Origin of the sequence: Massilicoli timonensis (assembly GCF_900199515.1) — a bacterium.
GTDB lineage: Bacteria > Bacillota_I > Bacilli_A > Erysipelotrichales > Erysipelotrichaceae > Massilicoli > Massilicoli timonensis.
In genome coordinates, this window is the sequence record NZ_LT963434.1 from 648374 (window position 1) to 672245 (window position 23872).

Annotated in this window: 15 protein-coding genes, 2 tRNA genes and 1 riboswitch; of the genes, 4 read left to right on the top strand and 13 right to left on the bottom strand. The window is 45.5% G+C overall.

Annotation, left to right across the window (positions count from 1 at the left end; translation table 11 throughout):
* The first annotated feature begins 318 nt into the window (after positions 1-318).
* Positions 319-2427 carry a glutamine synthetase III family protein gene (locus C1712_RS05220; RefSeq protein ID WP_102267450.1) on the top strand — a complete coding sequence of 703 codons (2109 nt, stop codon included), beginning with the start codon at positions 319-321 and terminating at the stop codon, positions 2425-2427.
* 79 nt (positions 2428-2506) lie between these two features.
* Here C1712_RS05220 and C1712_RS05225 read toward each other — a convergent pair whose 3' ends face one another.
* Positions 2507-3664, bottom strand: coding sequence for an AI-2E family transporter (locus C1712_RS05225; RefSeq protein WP_102269765.1), 1158 nt, complete (start codon positions 3662-3664; stop codon positions 2507-2509).
* Positions 3665-3832: 168 nt separating this feature from the next.
* Here C1712_RS05225 and C1712_RS05230 point away from each other — a divergent pair.
* Positions 3833-3906: transfer RNA gene (locus C1712_RS05230), tRNA-Cys, on the top strand.
* 5 nt (positions 3907-3911) lie between these two features.
* A tRNA-Leu gene (locus tag C1712_RS05235) sits at positions 3912-4001 on the top strand.
* Positions 4002-4052: 51 nt separating this feature from the next.
* Here C1712_RS05235 and C1712_RS05240 read toward each other — a convergent pair.
* From C1712_RS05240 to C1712_RS05270, 7 genes are all read right to left on the bottom strand, one after another.
* Positions 4053-4661 carry a hypothetical protein gene (locus C1712_RS05240; protein WP_102267452.1) on the bottom strand — a complete coding sequence of 203 codons (609 nt, stop codon included), beginning with the start codon at positions 4659-4661 and terminating at the stop codon, positions 4053-4055.
* 658 nt (positions 4662-5319) lie between these two features.
* Complete coding sequence (locus C1712_RS05245) at positions 5320-6075, bottom strand: esterase family protein (protein ID WP_102267454.1); 756 nt, start codon at positions 6073-6075, stop codon at positions 5320-5322.
* Positions 6056-7270, bottom strand: coding sequence for an ATP-grasp domain-containing protein (locus tag C1712_RS05250; protein WP_102267456.1), 1215 nt, complete (start codon positions 7268-7270; stop codon positions 6056-6058). Before C1712_RS05250 ends, C1712_RS05245 begins: the two co-directional genes overlap by 20 nt.
* 322 nt (positions 7271-7592) lie before the next feature.
* On the bottom strand, positions 7593-9272 hold the full coding sequence (locus C1712_RS05255; RefSeq protein ID WP_102267458.1) for a phosphoenolpyruvate carboxykinase (ATP): 1680 nt from the start codon (positions 9270-9272) through the stop codon (positions 7593-7595).
* A 261-nt stretch (positions 9273-9533) separates the two neighbouring features.
* Positions 9534-11219, bottom strand: coding sequence for a proline--tRNA ligase (locus tag C1712_RS05260; RefSeq protein ID WP_102267460.1), 1686 nt, complete (start codon positions 11217-11219; stop codon positions 9534-9536).
* Positions 11216-12430 carry a peptidase U32 family protein gene (locus tag C1712_RS05265; RefSeq protein WP_102267462.1) on the bottom strand — a complete coding sequence of 405 codons (1215 nt, stop codon included), beginning with the start codon at positions 12428-12430 and terminating at the stop codon, positions 11216-11218. The genes C1712_RS05260 and C1712_RS05265 overlap by 4 nt, the downstream gene beginning before the upstream one ends.
* A 4-nt stretch (positions 12431-12434) precedes the next feature.
* Positions 12435-13334: a peptidase U32 family protein gene (locus C1712_RS05270; protein ID WP_102267464.1), complete on the bottom strand. Its 900-nt coding sequence runs from the start codon at positions 13332-13334 to the stop codon at positions 12435-12437.
* Between the two features lie 230 nt (positions 13335-13564).
* Between C1712_RS05270 and C1712_RS05275 the strand changes: the two genes are divergently transcribed.
* Positions 13565-15709 carry a Tex family protein gene (locus C1712_RS05275; RefSeq protein WP_102269767.1) on the top strand — a complete coding sequence of 715 codons (2145 nt, stop codon included), beginning with the start codon at positions 13565-13567 and terminating at the stop codon, positions 15707-15709.
* Between the two features lie 27 nt (positions 15710-15736).
* On the opposite strand, the gene C1712_RS05280 is transcribed toward C1712_RS05275, so the two are convergent.
* From C1712_RS05280 to C1712_RS05300, 5 genes are all read right to left on the bottom strand, one after another.
* Entirely contained in the window at positions 15737-16213 is a 477-nt protein-coding gene (locus C1712_RS05280) for a hypothetical protein (RefSeq protein WP_102267466.1), read from the bottom strand.
* Entirely contained in the window at positions 16200-16757 is a 558-nt protein-coding gene (locus C1712_RS05285; RefSeq protein WP_102267468.1) for an RNA polymerase sigma factor, read from the bottom strand. Before C1712_RS05285 ends, C1712_RS05280 begins: the two co-directional genes overlap by 14 nt.
* A 147-nt stretch (positions 16758-16904) precedes the next feature.
* Positions 16905-19505, bottom strand: coding sequence for a translation factor GTPase family protein (locus C1712_RS05290; protein WP_102267470.1), 2601 nt, complete (start codon positions 19503-19505; stop codon positions 16905-16907).
* 313 nt (positions 19506-19818) lie between these two features.
* Entirely contained in the window at positions 19819-22047 is a 2229-nt protein-coding gene (pflB, locus tag C1712_RS05295; RefSeq protein ID WP_102267472.1) for a formate C-acetyltransferase, read from the bottom strand.
* A 50-nt stretch (positions 22048-22097) separates the two neighbouring features.
* Positions 22098-22180: riboswitch (ZMP/ZTP riboswitch) on the bottom strand.
* A gap of 261 nt (positions 22181-22441) precedes the next feature.
* The gene (locus C1712_RS05300) at positions 22442-23857 is read right to left on the bottom strand and encodes a deoxyguanosinetriphosphate triphosphohydrolase (RefSeq protein ID WP_102267473.1); all 1416 of its coding nucleotides are present in this window, start codon (positions 23855-23857) and stop codon (positions 22442-22444) included.
* Positions 23858-23872: the final 15 nt, after the last annotated feature.

The window sequence follows — 23872 nt, forward strand, 5'->3', positions numbered from 1 at the left end:
ATTCACCCTCCTATTGATACGCGCTTCCCCTTATCAACAGCTCATTTCGTCTGTTTTATTTCAGGTAATCAAAAAACGGTATGCCTCTGTCTTTATTTATACGCTTCTATTCAGGCAAATGCAAGAAAATGACCACAAAAGCTTTCACAAAGCATATTCGTTTTTTTGAAATTATGTCGTTTTTTCGTTTTTATCACCGTTTTTATTGCTATAAAATGATAATTTACCTCTAATTTTTGTTTTTATTTCATATTTTTATAGATTTTTTTCATATTTCCTATATAATTACCAATATAGATAAAATAAGGAGGCTTATTTATGCAGACACATCCGTTTGACGCATTCGGTACCAATCTTTTTTCGCAGCAGGTCATGAAGGAACGCCTGCCGTTTCCGATCTATCAGAAATGGAAGACGGCGACCCGCAAAGAAGACGCGCTGGATCTGCCGACCGCTGATGCGATCGCCCATGCGATGAAAACATGGGCAATGGAAAAAGGAGTTACCCACTTTACTCACTGGTTTCAGCCAATGGGCGGTTCCACAGCTGAAAAGCATGAAAGCTTTATCGAACCGGGCGACTATATGGCAATCAGCCGCTTTTCCGGGAAAAATCTGATCAAAGGCGAAGGCGACGCTTCTTCTTTTCCAAACGGCGGCTTGCGGGCAACCTTTGAAGCGCGCGGCTATACATACTGGGACTGTACTTCTCCGGCATTTATTCGAGAAAATGTGCTGTGCATCCCGACGATCTTTGTTTCTTACAACGGTGAAACCCTGGATAAAAAGGCGCCGCTGTTAAAGTCGATCGACGCCATCAGCAAACAGGCGACCCGCATCGTCAATCTGTTTAAGGATAAGGACATCAAGCAAGTGCAGCCGATGGTCGGCTTAGAGCAGGAGTATTTTCTTGTGGACCGGGAACTGTTTCATGAACGGATGGATCTGCGCAACTGCGGAAGGACATTGTTTGGGGCATTGCCGCCGCGGGCACAGGCAATGAGCGATCATTATTTCGGTGCGATCCCCGATCGGGTCAGCGCCTTTATGCGCGATGTGGACGAAGAATTATGGAAGCTTGGCATCTACGCGAAAACGGAGCACAATGAAGCAGCGCCTTGTCAATTTGAGATCGCCCCGCTTTATGCGCAGAGCAATATCGCCGTCGATCAGAATCAGATCATCATGGACGTACTGCGGCAATGCGCTGCCCGCCATCATCTGGCCTGTCTGCTGCATGAAAAGCCATTTGAACATGTAAACGGCAGCGGAAAACACAACAACTGGTCGCTTGTCAGCGATGATGGTCAAAATTTACTGGAACCGGGAGAAAAACCGCATGAAAACATCCGTTTCTTATTATTTGTCTGTGCGATCATTCAGGCTGTGGACACTTATCCGGAATTATTGCGTATGGCGGCATCCTCTTACAGCAACGACTATCGCTTAGGCGGTCATGAAGCACCGCCGGCAATCATTTCCATTTGCATGGGCAATTATCTGGAAGACATTTTACTGCGGCTTGAAAAAGGCGATATGGACATTAACCCGACCGCGGATGCCGGCGCTTTGTCCGTTGTCAATCTGGCTTATGTGCCAAAAGACACCAGTGATCGCAACCGAACCTCTCCCTTTGCCTTTACCGGCAATAAATTTGAATTTCGCATGGTCGGCAGCTCCCGCTCCGCCGCTACGACCAATACCGTACTGAATACGATCGTCGCCGATACTTTGAAACAGATCGCCGATGAATTACAGCAGTATAAATACATAGACGATATTCGCAAGACTTCCTTAAAGATCTGCCGCGGCATCATTCAAAAGCATCGCCGCATCTTATTTAGCGGAGACGGCTATGCACCGGCATGGCGAAAGGAAGCAAAGGAACGCGGCTTACCGCACATCCCTTATTATGTATATTCCATCGCTTCTTTGACAGAGGAAAAGGCAGTCGCTTTATTTGAACGCAATCAAGTTTATCATCGTAATGAACTGATTGCCCGCAGCGACATCTTATACACGGAATTTATCAATTCGGTGCATGTAGAAGTCAAAACGCTGCTGGATGTATCAAAAAAATCACTGCTTCCAGCACTCATTAAAGAAATCCGCTTTTACAGCGACGCATTAAAGGCACTGCCTTCACCACACCCTTTCTATGAGAAAAAGGTCAATAAGCTGTTAGCTGTGTTAGATCGCTTCCATACGCGCTATCACAATCTGAAGCATGCTTATCTGGGCGTAAGAGGATTAAACGATCATCAGGAAATCGCCTATTATCTCAATGATCAGGTCGTGGTTTCCATGCGCTACCTGCGGGAAGTGATCGATGAATTAGAAGAATCGATCTCCTATGAAAACTATCCGATGCCAACCTATGAAGAACTGTTTGCATCGGTCGATGAAGCGGCAGCCTGCAAAAAATAAAAAGCCGGCATCAAACAAGCACGGCTGTTCTTCCTAAAAAACGACCGCTTTGCCACGGATCATGAGCAGAAGCGGTCGTTTATTCTTTCAATTCCAATTCATGCGGCTTGATCTGTTTCTTTTCCAAACGATAATCGATCAATTCTTTGATCGCATAATACAATACCGCAAAGGTCGGTACACCGATGAACATACCGACGATCCCGAAAAGTCCGCCGCCGACACAGACCGAAAACAAAATCGCCAGACTCGGCAATCCCAATTTATCGCCTAAGATCAACGGTCCTAAAATATTGCCGTCAAACTGCTGCAAAACAAGGATGAAAAGCGCAAAATACAACGATTCCATCGGTTCGATGATCAGCAGGATCAAAATACCCGGAACAGCACCGATAAAAGGGCCGAATACCGGAATCATATTGGTAATGCCGACCACAAACGCCAGCAGCGGTGCATATGGGAAGCCAAACACATTCAATCCGATATAACAAAGAATACCGATGATCAAAGAATCAATCGCCTTGCCGACGATGAAGTTATTGAAAATATCTTCTATGATATGAATCAGTTTGCTTAAATAATCGGCAACGCCTTTCGGTAAAAACGCATAATTGGCACGTTTGACGTTGCGGCTGAAGCGTTCTTTGTCTAATAGGATATAAAGCCCCGCCACAATACCGATCAAGATATTCATGAGCGTCTTGCCAAACTGATAACTGGCCGCCAGCATCTGTGGCAGCAGATCGGTGAAGTATGTCGTGATCTTGCTGAAAATATCGCTTTGATCGCCAAGCAGATCTTGAATCTGCTGCAGGTCGATATTGTGTTCGGCAATCAACGCCTCTACATCTTCCTGAAATCCCTCTACATAACCGGGTATTTTATCCGCCAGCATCATCAGTGAATCAAACAGCTGCGGAATGACGATCCATAAAAACAAAACAACGATCAGGATGCCCAATAACAGTGCGCCGATCGCGGAAATCGAGCGTTTGGTAGACTGTTTCAGCTTCGTTTTTCCAAGCAGACGACGTTCGATAAACAGCATCGGCTGATTTAGCAGGAAAGCGATCGCAAACCCGAGGATGAAAGGAAAGGCCAATGCGGATACATAATAAAACGCTTCACGAATGATCGCAAAATGCGCAATAATGAAATACAACAGGATACAAATTCCTCCTGATGTACTGTAAACCAAGATCTGTTTTTTCATCTCTTCGGAGTATCGAACTTTCATGAACATCACCACCGCTATCATTCTACCATGTTTCCTTAAAATTGGATATAACAGATTTGAAATTTTACCATATTCTGATCCTTCGAAGATCACTTTTCAGATACGTGCTTTTTGAAAAAAAGTTATTGACAATTCCATAGCGTTACAATATAATGTAATGGCACTCATGGTTCCGTAGCCAAGTGGTAAGGCAATAGACTGCAACTCTGTGATCATCGGTTCAAATCCGATCGGAACCTCCATTATTGGGGACATGGCGGAATAGGCAGACGCAACGGACTTAAAATCCGTTGGGAATTATACTCCCGTGCGGGTTCAAGTCCCGCTGTCCCCACCAGTCATACAAAAAAAACCGGTCCAAGCCGGTTTTTTCTATATGGATCAAGCTTTAACAATGCTGATCCGCTGTTTCTTCCTGCATGATCCGCTTCATCTTTTGACGATACTGCCGCAGACAATCCGGCGCATAATAATAGCCGCAGCCTTGTTCATCAATCTGTTCAGGGTCAAAAGGAATCATACCGAAGCCTTTTGACAAGATTCGTGCGCCATCCTCGCTTACCGCTTCCGCAAATACCTCCTGCATATAAGCGCCCTGTCTCTCACAGCCGTCCAGCCACATCACAAAGCCCTTAGCCAGTTCTTTCATCACCTGACCGCCGCGATAACGCGCATCACAGGCAATCGTATAAAGATATAAAATATTGCCCCCTTTGCGCAGACCGCAGTTTTTTAACTCACGATAATGCCCGCCATGCAAATAGCGATCCCGCTGTTCCTGATTCAAAAAGATCGCATTGAGATAAGCGACCACTTCTCCTTTTTCCGCATCACAAAGCAAAAACAAACCTTCCTTGCTTTCCGCATACAGCTCATAAAAGTATTCCGGCGGCAAAGCATTTCCCTGCTCGATCGGGAATACTACGCTATCCAGTCGCAGCATCGCTTCAAACAGCGTATCATCTATTGCTTCTCCACGATATAAACAAAACCGCATATTTCTTTGGCATATCGTAATTGACGCATCTAAACAGTCATTCCTTACAATATGCTTTCTCCTTTCTTCCAATCAATTGCCACTGTGATTGGATCCAGCTGCGTTGTCGTTCCTTTTTCATTCGTCATGAATGTTTCCGTTTACTTGGTCTTCGGTCAATCAGCAAGCACACCTATTTTTAATTCCTACTAAATTCACATGATTTACCACAATCATACGATATTTTTGCGATTGCTTTCTTCTATACTATTACCAGACAAGGAAACTTGTCGTGGATAACGATTCCCCTATCGTATATCCATATCATTCTATCCCCTTATAAATCATAATTTTTTAGTGGAAAAGCATCCGTTCCCCACGGATGTTTTTCTTTGTCTGAAACAGCTGCCTTTTTTGCTTTCACATCATTTACCATAAAGGATTGATATTTTCGCGAAAGCAAATTCGTATAGTATAGACAGGCAAAGGAAAACCTTTGTCAAATGGAAAACTATGAGATCCCCTCTTAGTAGTTTCCCATATCATTCTATCCCCTTATAATTCATACTTTTATGGAAAGAACGCCATCCCCCTCGGCGTTCTTTTCCATTTTCATACACAAAAGTATAGGAAAAGAAACCCTATATGTGATTCCTTCCCCCTGCAAGCAGCGCTTGTTTTATACGATCTTCTCTAAGAAATAAGGCAGCTGCTTCTGCCACCAAGGCCAGTCATGATTGACATCATAGCCCCAGAAATCGATCCACGCATGAATCCCCTTTTCTTCCAGAATGCGTTTCATCTCTTTAGAGGAAGCGATCATTTCATCCTCCCATGCCCCCTGTCCACAGCATAATACGATGTAAGAGCGATTATACAGATCGACATACGGATGATCATTTGCCAGATTGCGCAAGTACACTTCCGGTGCATTGTTATAAATGATATCATCCATATAATCACCGAAAAACATACGGCTGTTAAAGACCCCGCTCAGTGAAATACAGCCATCAAACAAATCCGGTCGTCTGAAAAAGAAATTCGCCGCATGCATGCCACCCATACTGCATCCCGTCGTAAGGATACCGCTTGCGACCTTACCGCCGTTGCTCAGCGTATTGATCTCATAGATGCGCGGCACCAGTTCTTCTACCACGTAGTGATACCACGCCTCATGACGCAGTGCGCGGCCGCGGGGATCGCCATATTGATCAGACCATGTTTCCCGGTCGATGCTGTCTACACAAAAATACTGCAAGCGCCCCTCTTCCAGCAAATAATCCGTTACTTCTACCATGCGGAAGTTTTCCCAGTCATAGAAACGTCCATCCTGAGCCGGGAACACCAAACACGGCTTGCCGGCATGTCCATACACCTTAAACTCCATTTCTCTTTGTAAGAAATGACTGTATTCTTTATAATACGCAATCTTCATCTTTTTCTACCGCCTTTTCATGCACATACGCCGCAAATTCTTCGATCTCGCTTTTCTTTTTACATACTCGCATATAAAACTCATTGCCCATTGCACCGGAAAGAATATCCGGCATACGGCCGCTCATCTTGATCTCATCTCCGTATTTTTTCATGACTTCGCTCTTGTCATAGCGATAGCTTTTGCCATCACGTCTGGAAGCAAACACACAGTACTGATCCTGCTTCGGTTTGATGTCCGTATGATCAAAGGTTACCATATCGGCGAAGATTTGATAAACATCGCAGCTTCCCGCAAAATTCATCATATCCGGAGTAAAGCCGCCGGGCGTGCGCATATTGATTTCCAGCGCCACGATATCACCCTTTTTCCCTAATCCTTTTTTTGCCTTATTCAAACGAAAAAACTCACAGTGGAAAAAGCGGCTATTGGTCGGAAATACCTTGATGACCCTTCTGCCCACCTCTTGCAGATCCGCATCGACCGTCTTTTGCGTATAGTAGTACAAATCCATCTGATCATTGACGATATCCATGATCGGTGTAGGAAAATAATGTGATACTTCAAAGAGCGGATCGCGGTTGGCATCGGCAATCCCGTCATAAGAAACGATCGTGCCGTCGATAAACTCTTCCATGATGTACTGCGTCATCCACTCCTTCGCATAAAAGGCTTTGACATCTTCCTCGTTTTTCAGCTTATAGGTTTCAGCGGCGCCGACCCCGTTATCCGGCTTTACGATGACCGGATAGCCTACTTCTTTGATAAAGGCAAGGCCGTTTTCAAGCGTATCTACCAAATGATAGCGCGCACAAGGTACCTGTGCTTTTTCATAGAGCGCCTTCATCGCTGATTTCAGTTTGAATGATGCAAGCGCTTCTTTCTTTAGGCCGGTCGCAATATTAAAATCAGTACGTAATGCCGCATCCTGTTCCAGCCAATATTCATTATTCGACTCCAGCCAGTCGATCTTGCCATAGTGAAACGTAAAGTAGCCAAGCGCTCTTACCATTTGATCGTAATCTTCCATATTGTCTACCCGATAATATTCACTTAACGATCCCCTTAATTCTTCCGGCAGGGTTTCATACGGCGCATCACCGATTCCGAATACCTGATGCCCCATCTTTTTCAGCCGATCGCAGAAATTCCAATAAGTCGGCGGAAAATGGGGAGAAATAAACACATAATTCATAACAACACCCCTCTTTTTTCTTTGAATATCTTTATTGTATCATAAATTGTAAGCGTATTTCATGAAAACTTTATGAAACTTTTTGTTTCTATTTTTCCCATCATCATAATTATGCGGCTATAACTGGTAAACCAGTTTCCGGTAATTAAAAAATGACAGGAAGCAGACCTGTCTTTTGAGATAAAAAAAGCTATATTTGATCACCAAACCAAATATAGCTTACTCTTGTTTAATCACCCCTGTCCGACAGATACCATAATCAGTTCGATTTTAGCTTTACCTATTTTACGGACACCTCGCCATCGACAGTATTTTTGTTTTCTTAATCTGCCTCAATAAAGCGCAACAGTTCTTCTGCGGCTTTCTTTAAGCCGTCCGTATTGTCATCGCGAAAACCCAGATGCGTAAAGATTTCCCCGATATAAACATGATTTTGCTTTAATACCGCAAATACTTCATCGATCAATGGATCACAGATTTCCTGCTTCTGCATCGGCCCAAACGGATTGGCAAAGTAAGTCTTAGAGATACCGATCTCCTGCGTCGTTCCTAACGCCATGCGTTTGCCTTCCTTGTAAATCGCCTTCGCTTCTTCCAGATCTTCGATTTCCCGCATGCCGATCTGATCGTCATAATTATTGGCATAGCAGAATAAGTCGATGCGATGATTTTGGGCAACAACATCATATGGTGCGGCCGGCGTAATGACACGGGCATTGGCAGAATCCGGATTCATGAAGATCGAACGATCCATATCGCGGTATGGGGTTCCTTTATCCAGATCATCCAGTCGGATAAAGGCACCGATCTCGGTTCCCTGTCCATAAGGGATCCCATCTTCCACATGAATGCTTCCCATGTCATCAAATACGACTTCGATCTTTCTGATCTTCTCTTTCCCTAACGCGCGCAATGCTTCAATGGACTCTGATTTCCCCGCTCCGGAATCCCCCATCAGCATGATGCCTTTCTTTAAGCCGCTGCGCAAAGTGATATTGACAAATGCACCGTGAATCGGCAGCCAGCCCTTTTGCATCATCGCCAGATTATGCAATGTCAAAGACATCTTCTTGATATAGCCGAAATAATCGATCAGCGGTCCATAGGAAACACAGCCTACCCAGATATCGTGCTGCACATCATGATAAAACGTCGTTTGATTTTTTCCGTCCTCATTGCCAAACAAGCAGATCAAGTCCGGCTTTTTGCCGCATTCCTCAACCGTTGCTAATTCAAATAAGTTCGCCAAGGAAATACCGCTGGCAATATAATCGCGATGCAGATAAATAAAAGCAAGCAGACTGCCGATCTTGCATGGATAACACATCCATTCCTCTTGATTGCCGCTGAATTCATGGATCGGGTTGGTATCACGCTCCGTAAACATGCCGGTACGTTTATTGGATTTTGGATAGATCAATAACGGTGTACGCAGTGTAACCGTATCAATAAAAGGAATTTCATGAAGCGCCGCATACAGTTCCGGCAGCTTCGGTGCAATTTTTTTCAAGCTGACACAGGCATTGGTGCCCGCCTGCAGCTGACGATATACGCGGGTGCTTCTGCCTTGGATCTTTTCCTCCAGCAAACGATACAAAGCACGAATCTGATTGCTGAAAGTGGTATCGGCAGCCATGACCATAGCAGATGTCGCATTTTCCATGACCGCAAATCGCTGATGATGCTTCCAGAAATTATACAGTTCTTCAATAAACTGCGCCAGCTTGCCTTTGTCATTCAAATAGTCGCTTTCAATTTCTTCACATTTCAAAACGATCAGCATTCTTAATAACTTACAGATCTCAAAGCACGCTTCCCGCGGTGAACGATGATTTAACGCATAGCGATACAGCGTTTCATCAAAATCACGCAAGTAGTCGATATAAACATGAATAAAATTATGAAAAACCGATGAGTTCATCAGTTCTGCGTTGCTTTTCGGAATATCGCCTGTATAGTTGATGATCGCCAAATCATTTTTCAAGTACAACTTCTCTTTCATAAAAACTCCTTTCCCATGTTGCCATGTATGCTCATTCTATCCTATTATACTAACAAAGACTGAAAAATACCATAAAAGATTAGCAGGCAGTATGCGATCAGCACGGCTTTCTATCAGGAAAAGCAGAGAAAAAACATCACATGTCTTTTTTCATCACTTGTTTATCAACAGCTTTCCGATAAAAAAGGACGCTTGTTAACGTCCTCTTTCTCTTTCTATCGTTTTTTGATCAATGTTCATTGCCTCATGCATACCTGCCGTCTACAGCTGTTTCAAATAAGAAAGCAAGTCTGCGATCGCTACTTCGACGTTTTCCTTTCCCGTACGTTCTCTGACTTCGACAATGCCTTCATTGATACGTTTGCCGACGGTAATGCGAAGCGGTAAGCCGATCAGTTCCATATCTTTGAATTTTACTCCGGCACGTTCCTTGCGATCATCTAACAATACATCATAGCCATGTTCTTGCAACAGATCATATAAGCGTGATCCCGCTTCCATCTGCGCTTCGTCCTTAGCATTGGCAATCACGATCCCTAAATCAAAAGGTGCGATGGCTTTTGGCCAGATGATGCCGTTTTCATCATTGTACTGCTCTACGACTGCCGCCATGCAACGCTCTAAACCGATGCCATAGCTTCCCATCACCACCGGCTGCAGCTGATTATTGGCGTCAAGATATTGCAAGCCCAGGCTTTGCGCATACTTGGTGCCCAGCTTAAACGTATTGCCTACTTCAATGCCCTTATCGAAGGTAAGCGGCTGACCGCAGATCGGACATACATCCCCTTGTGCCACTGCCGCAATATCGGCAACGGTTTCTACCGTAAAATCTTTCAGATTCACATTTTTATAGTGATGATCGGTTTTGTTGGCACCGGTAATAAAATTGCGCATACCCGCCACTTCACGATCCATAATGATCGGGACTTCCAAATGGATCGGTCCCGCAAAGCCGACCTTGGCGTTCGTCGCCTGTTCCACATCTTCAAAAGAAGCCAGTTCCATTTCATTGGCATGCAACAGCTTCAATACCTTTGTTTCATTCAATTCTCGCTTGCCCTTCAATAAAAAGGCGTACAGTTTTCCATCTACGCGATAAAGTAGCGTCTTGACAAAGCGATCTGCCGGCTCATGCATGAACGCCGCCACTTCATCGATCGTTTTTGCCTGCGGCGTATGGACCAGTTCCATTTCCCGATACGCTTCTTCACTTGGTGCGGCAGTAGAAACGACTTCCGTAATTTCCAGATTAGAGGAAAAATCACAGTTGCTGCAGCCGACCACCACATCTTCGCCGATCGCGGAGATTGCCTGAAATTCCTCCGACAACATGCCGCCCATCGCACCGGTATCCGCTCTTACGATCTTATAGTGCAGTCCTAAGCGATCAAAGATATTCTGATAAGCGCGGAACATCTTGCCATAGGAAACATCCAGCCCCGCTTCATCAATATCAAAAGAATACGCATCTTTCATGATAAATTCCCGTACGCGGATCAATCCGAAACGCGGTCTTGTTTCATCCCGGTATTTCGTATTGATCTGATAAAGATTATAAGGAAAATCTTTATAAGAGCGTCCGTTCATCATCGCCGCCATCGTAAACAGTTCTTCATGGGTCGGTCCTAAAACATAGTTTTTCCGATAACGATCTTTTAAGGAAAACATATTAGAGCCAAAGGCATCACGTCTTCCGCTTTTTTCATAAACCTCTTCCGGGATCAAACAAGGCATCATGAGTTCCTGTGCGCCTGCCGCGTCCATTTCCTCTCTTACGATCTGTTCGATCTTTGCTAATACTCTTTTCCCCATCGGCATGATCATATAAATGCCATTGCTTGACTTTTTGATCATTCCTGCCCGCACCAGCAGATTGCCGCTTGTGCTTTCTTCATCTTTTACATTTTCTCTTAACGTATAAAAGAAACGATTGCTTAATTTCATATGCTTCTTCTCCTTCTGATCATATCATGACGTTTTACCGAAAACGGTATTTTCATATAAAGCCGCTGCATCGGTGTTTTCGCTACGCTGAGCGCTTCTTTGTTTTCATCGAACAAGTCGCTTATCACAAAGGGACGATTCAAACAGTTTGGTCCAAACACTTCCGCACCTGCACCGACCGCGAAATGATTGCGCACCTCGATATAGGCCATCTGTGTTTTTTCATCATAATCCAGTATATAGGCAATAAATTCCTGAATCAATGGATTTCTGCTTTCCTCATATAAATGCCCTGCCGCACGCGGCATACCTGCATAAAAACCTACCCCGGAGGGTCGATTTTCCGCCTTGGCAAACTCTTTTTCATAATAAGCCATACGCTCCTCACTGATCACACCTTTTTCATAATACTCGTCGATCAGCATGCGATAGGTCTTTACTAAGGTTGCGATATAATAAACCGATTTCATCCTGCCTTCGATCTTAAAAGAGGCAACGCCCGCTTCAATGAGCTGAGGGATATAGCGGCAAGCCATCATATCTTTGGAGCTCATCGAAAAAGGATCTGCTTCATCATGGATCGCTTCCCCGTTTTCATACAGGCGATATTTCCAGCGACAGCTCTGCGCACAGCCTCCACGGTTGGCATCACGATCGGTCATATGGTTGGAAAGCACGCAGCGTCCCGAATAAGAAATGCACATCGCGCCATGGATAAACGCTTCGATCGGAATATTGCTTGCCTTTGTCGTGGCGATGATCTCATCAAGGCTGCACTCTCTTGCCAGCACCACCCGATCCATGCCCTTCTTTTCCCAATAGGCGATCGCCGATGAATTGGTGGTAGAGTGCTGGGTGGAAACATGCACTTCCAAACGCGGCGCCACTTCTTTGGCAATCTGCATGATGGCTGCGGAAGCGACGATCACCGCAGTTACGCCGATCCTTTCCAGTTCCCGCAAATACGTTTTCAAACCTTCCAGATCCGCTTCATGAGGAAGCATATTGACCGTTACATGGATCCGTGCACCGTACTGCTTGGCAAAGCGCACCCCTTCCGCGATCTCCGTTAAACCGAAATTGCTTGCCCGTGAACGCAGCGAAAACTGTTTTCCGCCGATATAGACCGCATCGGCACCATACATAACGGCAATTTTCAATCGTTCCAGATCTCCTGCCGGAGATAACAATTCAACTCTTTCTCTCTTCATAGTCTTATCCTTTATGCAATCCTGTTTTCTTATAATAAAAGCCGCTGCCGACGTGCGCTTCACGATGTGTCTGCGCATACGATCTAAAAACCTCTCTGCCCTTGCTTTCTTTTGCTTCTACGCTTCGATACAAACGCAGTGCTTCGCATACCCAATCGATATCATAAAAGATCCCATCGATCCTAAAATGCGTATAACCGACTTCCAACAGCTCGTCTAGCTCTTCAAAAGAAGCCAACGTATAGCCGGAAAACACATGGGTACCCAGATCATCCTCTAAAATCGGCATCGCTTCTTCCCGCTTTGTTTCAATGATCGCAAGATCTTTACGCGCATGCAGATCACATGGTTTTCCCAGATGTTCCATATAGGCGCTTAACAGCCATCTTTTCGAGTGCATCACATTGACTCGTCCATGCACAAGCAGCTCAATGCGGGAAGGAATGCTGTGATGGGCGATCTGTTTGATTTCTTCCAAAGTGATTTCTTTGGCAAGCACGACCCGCTGGATGCCTTCCTGTAAATAATAATTTACGTCATAGGAGTTTGTCAGCAGCGTATCGGGATGATAAATCAGTTTATCCTGCATGCCTAAACGCATGCTTTCCCAAAGCACCCCTTCATCTCCATAATAGATCCCATCTACATCTAATTCCTTCAACAAATGCAAATGTGCACGCATCGCATCCAGCTCGGTTTCCGCAAACATGCGGTTCATCAGCACATACAGCTTCAAAGACAGGCGCTGTGCTTCCTGTTTAGCTTTGGGATAGTCGCTCAGCGCTATGCACGCCATCGCTCTTGCAGAATAAAAATCAGTACCGATCAGTACCGCATCTGCTCCTGCTTCTTTTAAGCGCGCAAAGTTTTCGATTCGATCTGCGCTGACGATCCATTCACTCATTTTCGACACCCCTGTTTTATCTATCGTGCATAAGCTTTGATGAAATCTTGCTTTACTGCACAATTATAGTATATTTTTATATAATTTCCAAGTCATTTTATAAGGAAGCGGCATGTCTTTCAGAAAGCGATATGTTCCTATCAAAAACAGATTTCATTTTTTATTTGCAAGGCGCATTCTGTTTTCGCTATAATGGTACAAGATCGATCAAAGCGATCGCAGGAGGTTTTATGAGCATCATTGAAGCAATCGCAGAAGAATTGCATATCCAAACAAAACAGGCAGAAGCCGTATTGTCATTACTATCAGAAGGCGCAACCGTGCCTTTTATCGCACGCTATCGTAAAGAAATGACCGGTGCATTAGATGAGGAAGCAATCCGTATCATTGCCGAAAAGCATCAGTATCAGTTACATTTAGCCAAGCGCAAGGAAGATGTGCTGCGTTTGATCGAAACGCAAGGCAAACTAAACGAAGCGTTAAAAGCGGAAGTGATGGCATGTACGAAATTATCACAGGTAGAAGATATTTATCGTCCCTTTAAGCAGAAAAAGAAGACCCGGGCAGGGATTGCGATCGCGGCAGGCTTACAGCCGGTGGCAGAGCATTTGCTCGCTTGTCCCTTAAAAATAGATCATGCTTTGCTCAAAGCGCATATATGCGAAGCATTTGCAAGTGAAGAAGCCGTTTTACAGGGAGCGATGGACATCATTGCGGAAAAGATCGCGGAAGATCAAAAAGTGCGAAATAAGATCTATGATTCCATGATGCGCTATGGCAAGCTTGTAAGCATAAAAAAGAAACAGGCAGAGGATGAAGCTAAGATCTATCGCATGTATTATGCCTATGAGGAACGCATTTCCACCTTGGCGCCGCATCGGATCATGGCGATCGACCGTGGCGAAAAAGAAAAGGTACTGCAGGTTTCGCTTTCCTTTGATGAAGATTATCTGCTGGATTGGACAAAACGCAGGATATTTCGCAAACAGATGGGAGAAGCAAGCGAACTGGTCGAAAAAGCGATACAGGATGGATTGAAACGGTTGGCTTTTCCTTCCATCGAGCGCATGGTGCGAAGTGAATTAAGCGCCAAAGCACAGGAGGCAAGCATCGATGTCTTTTCAATGAATTTAGAAAAACTGCTGTTACAGCCGCCGATGAAGGAAAAGACCATCTTAGGACTTGACCCCGCTTTTCGTACCGGCTGTAAATTAGCGGTCATTGATAAAAGCGGCAAGGTGTTGGCAATCGATGTGATCTACCCACACCAGCCAAACGCCAAGCTTGCTCAAGCCAAGCAGAAGATCATCCAGCTCTGTCAAGATCATCACGTTGATCTGATCGCGATCGGCAACGGTACTGCCAGCAGAGAAAGTGAAGCTTTTATCGCATCGCTGATCCAGGAAGCGCATCTAGATGTCGCCTATACGATCGTAAGTGAAGCAGGCGCCAGTGTCTACAGTGCGTCAAAACAGGCAATCAGTGAATTTCCCGACCTGCATGTTGAACAAAGAAGCGCAATTTCCATTGCCCGCCGTCTATTAGATCCTTTAAGTGAACTCATCAAGATCGACCCGCGTTCGATCGGTGTCGGGCAGTACCAGCATGACTTGCCGGACGCGCGTTTGGAAGAACGTCTGGACTTTGTCGTTGATAAATGCGTCAATCTGGTCGGTGTCAATGTCAATACTGCCGGGGAAACGCTGTTAAAGCATGTAGCGGGATTAAGCGGTGCCATGGCCAAGCAGATCGTCGCTTATCGGGAGCAGCATGGTAAGATCAAAGAACGCGCCGAACTCGCCAAGGTAAAAGGCATCGGGCCAAAGGCATTTGAACAGGCAGCCGGTTTTTTGCGCATCGAAAACGGCAGGCATCCATTTGATCGCACAGCGATCCACCCGGAAAGCTATGCGCTTGCCAACACTTTGCTGCGTAAGCTGCACTTAGAAGCAGGCGACATCGGCACTGAACATGCCAAAGCCATACTGGAAACAGCCGATCCTGCGAAGCTTTGTGACGAACTGCACTGTGATCGCTATACCTTGCAGGATATCTTAGACGCTTGTAAAGCACCGCTGCGAGATTACCGCGATCAAAACGACGGGCCGCTTTTACGCACCGATATCCTCACGATGGAGGACCTGCAGATCGGCGATGCCTTAGAGGGCGTCGTACGCAATGTCGTGGACTTCGGCGCATTTGTCGATATCGGGCTGAAAGAAGACGGTTTGATCCATATTTCACAGCTCTCAGACAAGCGGATCCAGCATCCAAGCGAAGTCGTATCCGTCGGTGATCTGTTAAAAGTATGGGTGTATCGCATTGACGAAGAAAAGCACAAGGTACAGCTGACCCTGCGCCAGCGACCGAATTAAAAATGCCGTATTCGCTACGGCATTTTTTTACGATCCTGATGCACTGAGCAGCACTTCACCGCCATTTTCTAAACGAAGCAGCAGCCACTTTGCATGTCCATCGACTTGATATAGCGCACCGTCTATTCCAAGCGATGTCTGTGCGTCTTTTTCGTATGATCCCGGCATTTCACTTGCCTGTCCGATGTAATCGCCGATGACAAGCTGTGAGACATCTGCACCCGCCACCTGCACATATTCCTTTCCTTCATAGCGGATCCAACCCAACTGATCAGCGCCGCCTTTTTCATACACCGGTGCTTCTTCTGCCGGTGGCGTTTGTTTTTCCTTGACCGCACTGAATGTTTCCTGCTTTTGTCCCTGTCCCTGCTGCCAGATGCCAAAACCGCCCAGCACCACTAAAAATGACAGTGCGGCGCCGATACAAAACTGTTTTTTTCTACGCTGCTCATGAGCATGGATCCGCCGCAGCGCACTGTTCGCCATTTCATCATATGTCTTCATCTGAAAATCCCTCCTTTTCTAAAACTGCTCTTAGAGAAAGCCTTGCGCGATAAGCGATCGTTTCCACATTGTGCACACTTTTTTTCAAGATCTTCGCAATTTCCTTGTGTGAAAATCCTTCAAAATACAAGAGCCACAATACCTGCTGATAAATCGGTTTCAACTGATCCATCGCCTGATAAAGCAAGCGTTTGCGTGTTTCTTGCAGGTAGAGCCCTTCCGCTTCGTTTCGTTCATCGCCGATTTCCCTGTATCCCTCTAATGATTGTTCCCGGTGCTTTGCGTGCTTGCGAAGATAATCGATCGCAAGATTTCTCGCAATCGCATAAAGCCATGTTTTGAACGCCGCCTGCCCTTTGTATTTGGGCTTTTTGATGCCCAATTTCACAAATGTATCTTCCGTGAGCTCTTCCGCCGCATAAATATCGTGCACATAGCTGTTTATATAAAGCAGCAGTCCGTCTTTATACGCTTTTACGATTGCTACGAACCCATCTTCATCACCGCTTAGAAAACGGGCATAGTTTTCTGCTCCATGGTCCATGCGCTCACTCCTTTCCCTTTCACCTATCATACGTAATCAAAAGGATAAACCTCACAGTAAAATCAAAAAAAAGCAGAAAAGATCCGCTCTCTTCTGCCATTTGCGCTCCTGATCCTTTCTTTTGCGTGGATGATGCACTTGCATTGATCACGAAGTATTTTGCTCATCCTCTTTTTCTGAGCGTCCCGCATCATGATCCTGCTTTCTCAATGCCGCCAATGGCTGTGCAAAATGATAGGTATTTTGTTGCTGGTGGGCCTTTAATAAGAAGGCGCCGGTTTCTTCCACCTCTTTCAAGAACTCTCTTGCGGAAATTCGCTGTGCGCCCTGGCTCATGCTGATCAACTGCACCGCACCATCGGAGGTTGCCACCCGTACCTGATAGTTGCTTGCCAGTTCATGGGTTGCCTGTTCGATATACTGATCGGCGCTTTGTGCATATTTCGTATATGCCACATAAATATCGCCGTCTTTGTGCATCATCGGTTGTGATCGCTCCACCTGATAAGCGTCAAACACCAATATCAACAAGCCGCCGTGATAGCCTTGATAATTCCCCATCATATCGATCAGCCGTTTTCTTGCCCCTTCCATATTGTCCTTTGCCATCTGCTGCAGCTGCGGCCATGAAAAGATCAAATTATAGCCATCTACTAGCAAACATCGCTCACTTGGCTGTTTGGCAGTCGTTTCCTTGTTCATTTTTTCGGTTTTGTGGAAAGCCTTTTTATTCTCTTTCGCCTTGGTGCGATAAGTTCTTTGAAAGATCGCTTCCAGTTCTTCTTCTCCATACGTCCGCTTGCTTGTTTCATGGGTGATCGGCGATAACACCGCTTCCTTTTTTTGATATTGATAAGGCAAGTGCATATAATGCTCCACTTCATCCCATGGCACATAAAAACCGGCGCCGTGCTTGCAGAAAATAGAACCGCAGGGAAATGCGCTGTCTTTTTGTGGATCATAACCGATCTGCGTGATCAAGGCTTCTGCGTTTTCACAAGGCGCAAAACAGGCAAACGAACAGAACAGTTTTCCTTTTCCTTTGCTGTAAGCATGCAGTTTCCCCTGATAGCCATGCAGCTTGGCAACCGGCGCACGACCGCTTAAAACAGCACTTTCTCCATTATCGCTTACAAGGGCAAATGTTCCCTGCATCGCTTCCACATCATAGATTGCTTTGGCGACAAGCGCGCTGGGCACTTCCATTTCATAGGCATAATATGGTTCCAAAAGCACACTTTCCACCTTCATGAGCGCCTGACGAAGCGCCCGATTGCACGCCTCTTTGAAATCATTGCTCTCCATATGCTTCAAATGCGCTTTTCCACTTAACAGCGTGATGCGTACATCGGTCAGCGGCATCCCACAAAGCACGCCCGGGAACTGCGTTGTTTCCAAATGATCGAGAATGAGCCTCTGCCAGTTTTTCGCCAATTCATCATAAGGACAGACAGAGCGTACTTCTACACCGCTTCCCTGTGGCAATGGTTCTAGCAGCAGATGCACTTCCGCATAGTGCCGCAGCGGTTCAAAATGGCCGACACCTTCTGCCGCCGTCCGGATCGTTTCCATGTATGCCACCTTATCCGCTCTTAATGCCACCGACACACCATATCGCGCTTCGATCAGCTGCCTTATTACTTCAATTTGAATTTCTCCCATCAGACGGATGAACAAAGTACCGTCTTTCAAAGTTACGTGAAGCTGTGGATCTTCTTTTGCCAACTCTTTCAATTGACGATGCAGCTGAAACAAATCCACCTGCTGCAGCGGTTCCACCACATAATTAAGATAAGCGGCAAGCATCGGTTTTTCTGTTTTTTCATACCCTAACGCTGCCCCGGCATAAAGATGTCGTACCCCTTTCAAGGTAATGATCTCTCCCGCTTTTGCCTCCTGCACGATCTGAAAATCATTTCCCTGATAACGCCGCAGCTGATCGATCTTTTCTTTGTTTCCCAATACTTGCTTTGCCCGCAGGATCCCGCCGGTTATTTTTACATGTGCCAAGATGCTGCCCTGTTCATCATGAGTGATCTGATATACTTTTGCCCCGAATGTATCCGGATAGGTTTTCTGTATCGTAAAACGATCCAGTGCATCTAAAAAGGCGACGACACCTTGCTGTTTCAAGGCTGCCCCGAAAAAACAAGGAAACAGCTTTCTTTCCATGATCGCCTTTTGTAAAGATGCATCGCTGATATGCAGCGTTTGCGCATATTCTTCCAGCAGCGCTTCTTCACAAAGCGCGGCCTGTTCATAAAAAGCATCATCCATATCCGTAAAATCTACACAGGCATCACCCAGCTTCGTTTTGATTTCCTGAAGCAGCTGTGCTTTGGAAGCATAAGTAATATCCATTTTATTGATAAACAGGAAAGTCGGCACCTGATAATGCTTCAATAGCTTCCAGATCGTTTCCGTATGCGCCTGTACGCCGTCTAAAGCACTGATGATCACGACCGCATAATCCAATACGCCTAATGTCCGTTCCATCTCTGCTGAAAAATCCACATGACCCGGTGTATCCAATAACTGGATGAGCGTATCCTTCCACTTTAACCGCGCCTGTTTGGCAAAAATGGTGATGCCGCGCTTTCGCTCCTGCTGATCATAATCAAAAAAGGTGCTGCCATGATCGACCCTGCCCCATTTTCTGATCGTTTTGCTTTGGTAAAGCAGACTTTCCGATAAAGTGGTTTTTCCTGCATCTACATGCGCAAGCATGCCGACTACCGTATATTTCATCAAGCGCACCTTCTTTCTATTTCTTAATAGTAAAAAATATCATGACAAAAATCAAGCACTTCTTGCTTGCCCGCTTTGATCACTATCTTTTTCTATACAAATCATGATATCCACATAACATTGCTTATAACAAGGGTATTTCCTTTAACGCCGCAAAAAGCTTCTGCATAAAAAACCTCTAAAGCAAAGAGCATTTCCGCCTAACTCTGCTTTAGAGGCATTATTTTTTGAAAGATATATTGCTTTTTAGCGAAGCATGGCGTCCTTCCTTTTTATCTGCAAGGAAGGAACGTGAATAACGCCGCTCACGTTTCTAAAAATGTTCGTGCATCGTACGCTTGATCACTTCATCCTGCTGCTCTTTGGTTAATTTATTGAAGTTAACCGCATAGCCGGAAACCCGGATCGTCAGCTGCGGATATTTTTCCGGATGTGCCTGTGCGTCAAGCAGCAGCGCACGATCAAACACATTGACATTCAAATGATGTCCGTTCGCTTTGACATAACCATCTAATAATGTGATCAGGTTAGCCTCACGGCTCGCATCGTCTTTTCCCAGCGCCGCCGGTACGATCGAGAAAGTATTGGAAATTCCATCGCGCGCATAGTCATACGGCAATTTCGCAACTGATTCCAGCGATGCCAACGCCCCGTTGCAGTCTCGTCCATGCATTGGATTGGCCCCCGGCGCAAAAGCTTCTCCGGCCGCTCTGCCATCCGGTGTCGCACCGGTCTTTTTGCCATATACCACATTGCTGGTGATCGTCAAAATACTCATAGAATGCACACCTTCACGATAAGTATGGTGCTTTTTGATCTTCATCATAAAACGCTTGACGATATCCTTGGCAATCGCATCTACCCGATCATCGTTATTGCCGTATTTCGGGAAATCGCCTTCACGGATAAAATCGACCGCGATGCCATCTTCATCACGCACGACCTTTACCTTGGCATATTTAATTGCAGATAAAGAGTCCGCAACGACGGATAATCCCGCTACACCGGTCGCAAAGAAACGGCGAACATCCTGATCATGAAGCGCCATCTCCGCTGCTTCATAGCTGTATTTATCATGCATATAGTGAATGACATTCAATGTATTGACATATAAGCCGGCAAGCCATTCCAACATCTGATCATATTTTTTCATGACTTCCTCATAATCGAGATAATCAGATGTGATCGGTTCAAAACGCGGTGATACCTGTTCTTTTTTCTTTTCATCCATACCGCCGTTGATCGCATACAGCAGTGCTTTCGCCAAATTGGCGCGCGCGCCGAAAAACTGCATGTCTTTTCCGATCCGCATGCAGGATACACAACATGCGATACCATAATCATCACCCATATCGATACGCATCAGATCATCATTTTCATACTGAATGGCGCTGGTTTTGATCGACATTTTCGCACAGTAGCGCTTGAAGCCTTCCGGCAGATCTTTCGACCAAAGCACGGTCAGATTCGGTTCCGGTGCGGGCCCTAAATTGGTAAGCGTATGTAAAATACGGAATGAGTTTTTGGTTACCAGTGTTCTGCCATCTGTTCCCATACCGCCGATCGATTCCGTTACCCAGTTTGGATCGCCTGAAAACAGTTCATTGTATTCCGGCGTACGCATAAAACGGATCAAACGCAGCTTCATGACAAACTGATCCATCAGTTCCTGCGCGCCCTTTTCATCCAGCACGCCCTGTTCCAGATCACGCTGAATATAAATATCCAAGAAAGTGGATACACGGCCCAAGGACATCGCCGCCCCGTTTTGATCTTTCACCGCTGCCAGATAGCCGAAATAAACTGCCTGGATCGCCTCCTGCGCCGTCTGTGCCGGTTTGGCAATATCACAGCCGTAGATCTCCGCCATCTTCTTCATATCGTTCAAAGCTCTCAGCTGTTCGGCAATCTCTTCCCGACTGCGGATCTTCGCATCGGTCATCGTACCATCTAAAGCAGCCAGCGCTTCTTGCTTGTCTATGATCAGCCGATCGATTCCATATAATGCAACGCGGCGATAATCGCCAATGATACGGCCGCGCCCATACGCATCCGGCAGACCGGTAATGATCGCACAGTGTCTAGCCTTGCGCATTTCCGGTGTATAAGCGTCAAAGACACCTTGGTTATGTGTTTTACGATATTTTGTAAAGATCTCTTTGATCTCTTTGTCGATCTCATAGCCATATGCCTTTAAGGCGCTTTCGCTCATCTTAATGCCGCCAAATGGCTGCAAGGCGCGTTTCAAAGGCGCATCGGTTTGAAAACCGACGATCTTTTCCAGCTTTTGATCCAAATAGCCGGCCTGATGCGATGTCAAAGTAGATACGACAGCGGTATCCGCATCCAGCACACCGCCTTTTTCCTGTTCTTTCTGACAAAGCGCCAGCGCCTCTTTCCAAAGTCGGTCGGTCGCTTCGCTTACTTCTGCCAAAAAACTGTCGTCGCCTTCATACGGTGTATAGTTGCACTGAATAAAATCGCGTACATCAATTTCTTCACACCATTTTCCTGTTTGAAAACCGTTCCATTCTTTCACCATATACCTGTCCTCTCTTTCTGTCTATAAAGAAAGACCGCACTGCCGGACTTCCTTCACGCCCAGACGGTCGGCCTTTGATTCTGTCATACTCCCATGTGGTTATTCCACTGTTCCGTCAGTCATATGACCTCATGCTTCAAGTATACACATTCTCATCTGATCCGTCAAATGATATGATAAAGAAATATGTCTTTTTTTGTCCTTATAAAACGGTTGCAACACACAAATGCCGGATCCTCCCTTGTTAGAATGTGCCATTCGATACAGATGATACGAAAAATATCGTTTAGATTTCCTATTTATGATTGTTCTGCAGCTTTTTATGCCTTGGCAGTGCCCAGATCAAATCATCTGCACTATCGCGATCATTTGATCCTATTTAACGAACATGCCATTACAGATTGATGCCGCGTAGACGCTGATACAGCGTTTTTGCATAATGATCTGTCATACCGCCGATAAAATCAGCAGCCATCAACAGACGATGATACACTTTTTCCTCATCAGGCAAATCTTTCGTAACGATAAAATAATGATCCATATAATTATGCGAAAGCAGTGAAACATATTTTTCTTCCATTTCACTCATCGTTTCTGTTTCGCTGTCAAAAGGAAGCAGCGCATTTACAAAACAGTCCATCAGATAAGAGATGATCTCATTGCCCATGAGCTCTAATTGAATGATCGAGCTGGTATTGTAGATCTTTTGAAAGGCGAATGTCTTTAAGTTCAAGATCAGTTTCGCATGTGCACATACCGCGATGAGCTCTTTTTCAAAGCGCCCCTCCATGATTGCATCATAATGTGTCACAAAGGCATCGGTAATAGCAGAGATGCAATACAGCTGCTTTAATGTCAGCCAACTGAATACAGCCTGCTTATTGCCATCATGTGGATAATAGGAAGCCACATGAGAGGAAGTCGTCTGCTTCAGCTTTTCTTCCAGCTTTGCCAAGCCTTTTTCATCATCACTTGCTAGGAGGACAGCTTTCAGATCATCGGTCGTAAATAAGCCTTTATTATAGCCATCTTCTAAATCAGAGAAGGTATAGGCGAGATCATCAGCGGCTTCCAATATATAGGTCAAAGGGTTACGGGCGTGCAGAGTGCCGGTATTGTTTTTTATTTCCTGAAAGACAGTTGCTTCACTCGCGTAATAGCCGATCTTTTTCTTCAGCAAGCTGCGCTGCGCTTTCGGTTTTTCCTGTTCTTTCCTTGCTTCTAAAGAATTGCACGGGTATTTTATGATGGTGTCCAACACGCCTGAAGTAAGATGCATGCCGTTTTTCCCATGTAAATGATGCAGACCGTTTACAATACGCAGGGACTGGGCGTTGCCTTCATAATTCATCAGATCGCAGCGTTCCTGCTCCTTTAACAGCGCATGCAGCGTTTTGCCGTGATAGGTCAATTCATCAAGATGCTGCTTAAACCAGTTGCGGATCGCCGTTTCTCCAAAATGGCCGAACGGCGGATTGCCCAGATCATGGATCAGTGATGCGCTTGCCAATGTTTCAATGATCTCATGGCTATATGGCTGCATCGCTTTTATCTTGGCACACACTTGTCTGCCGATCAGTTTGGCGATAGCGGAAACCTCCATGGAGTGGGTCAAACGAGTCCTGACAAAATCACTTTGATCAAGTGGAAATACTTGGGTCTTATCTTGTAAACGCCGAAAAGAAGCGCTGTTGATGATGCGGTAATAATCGCTTTCCACTTCACTGCGCAGAAGGGAAAGATCGTTTTTGGGCTGATTAGGGGGAATGCGTTTGCTTGATACAAGCTGTTCCCATTGAAATTGTTTCATATGATACACCTCATT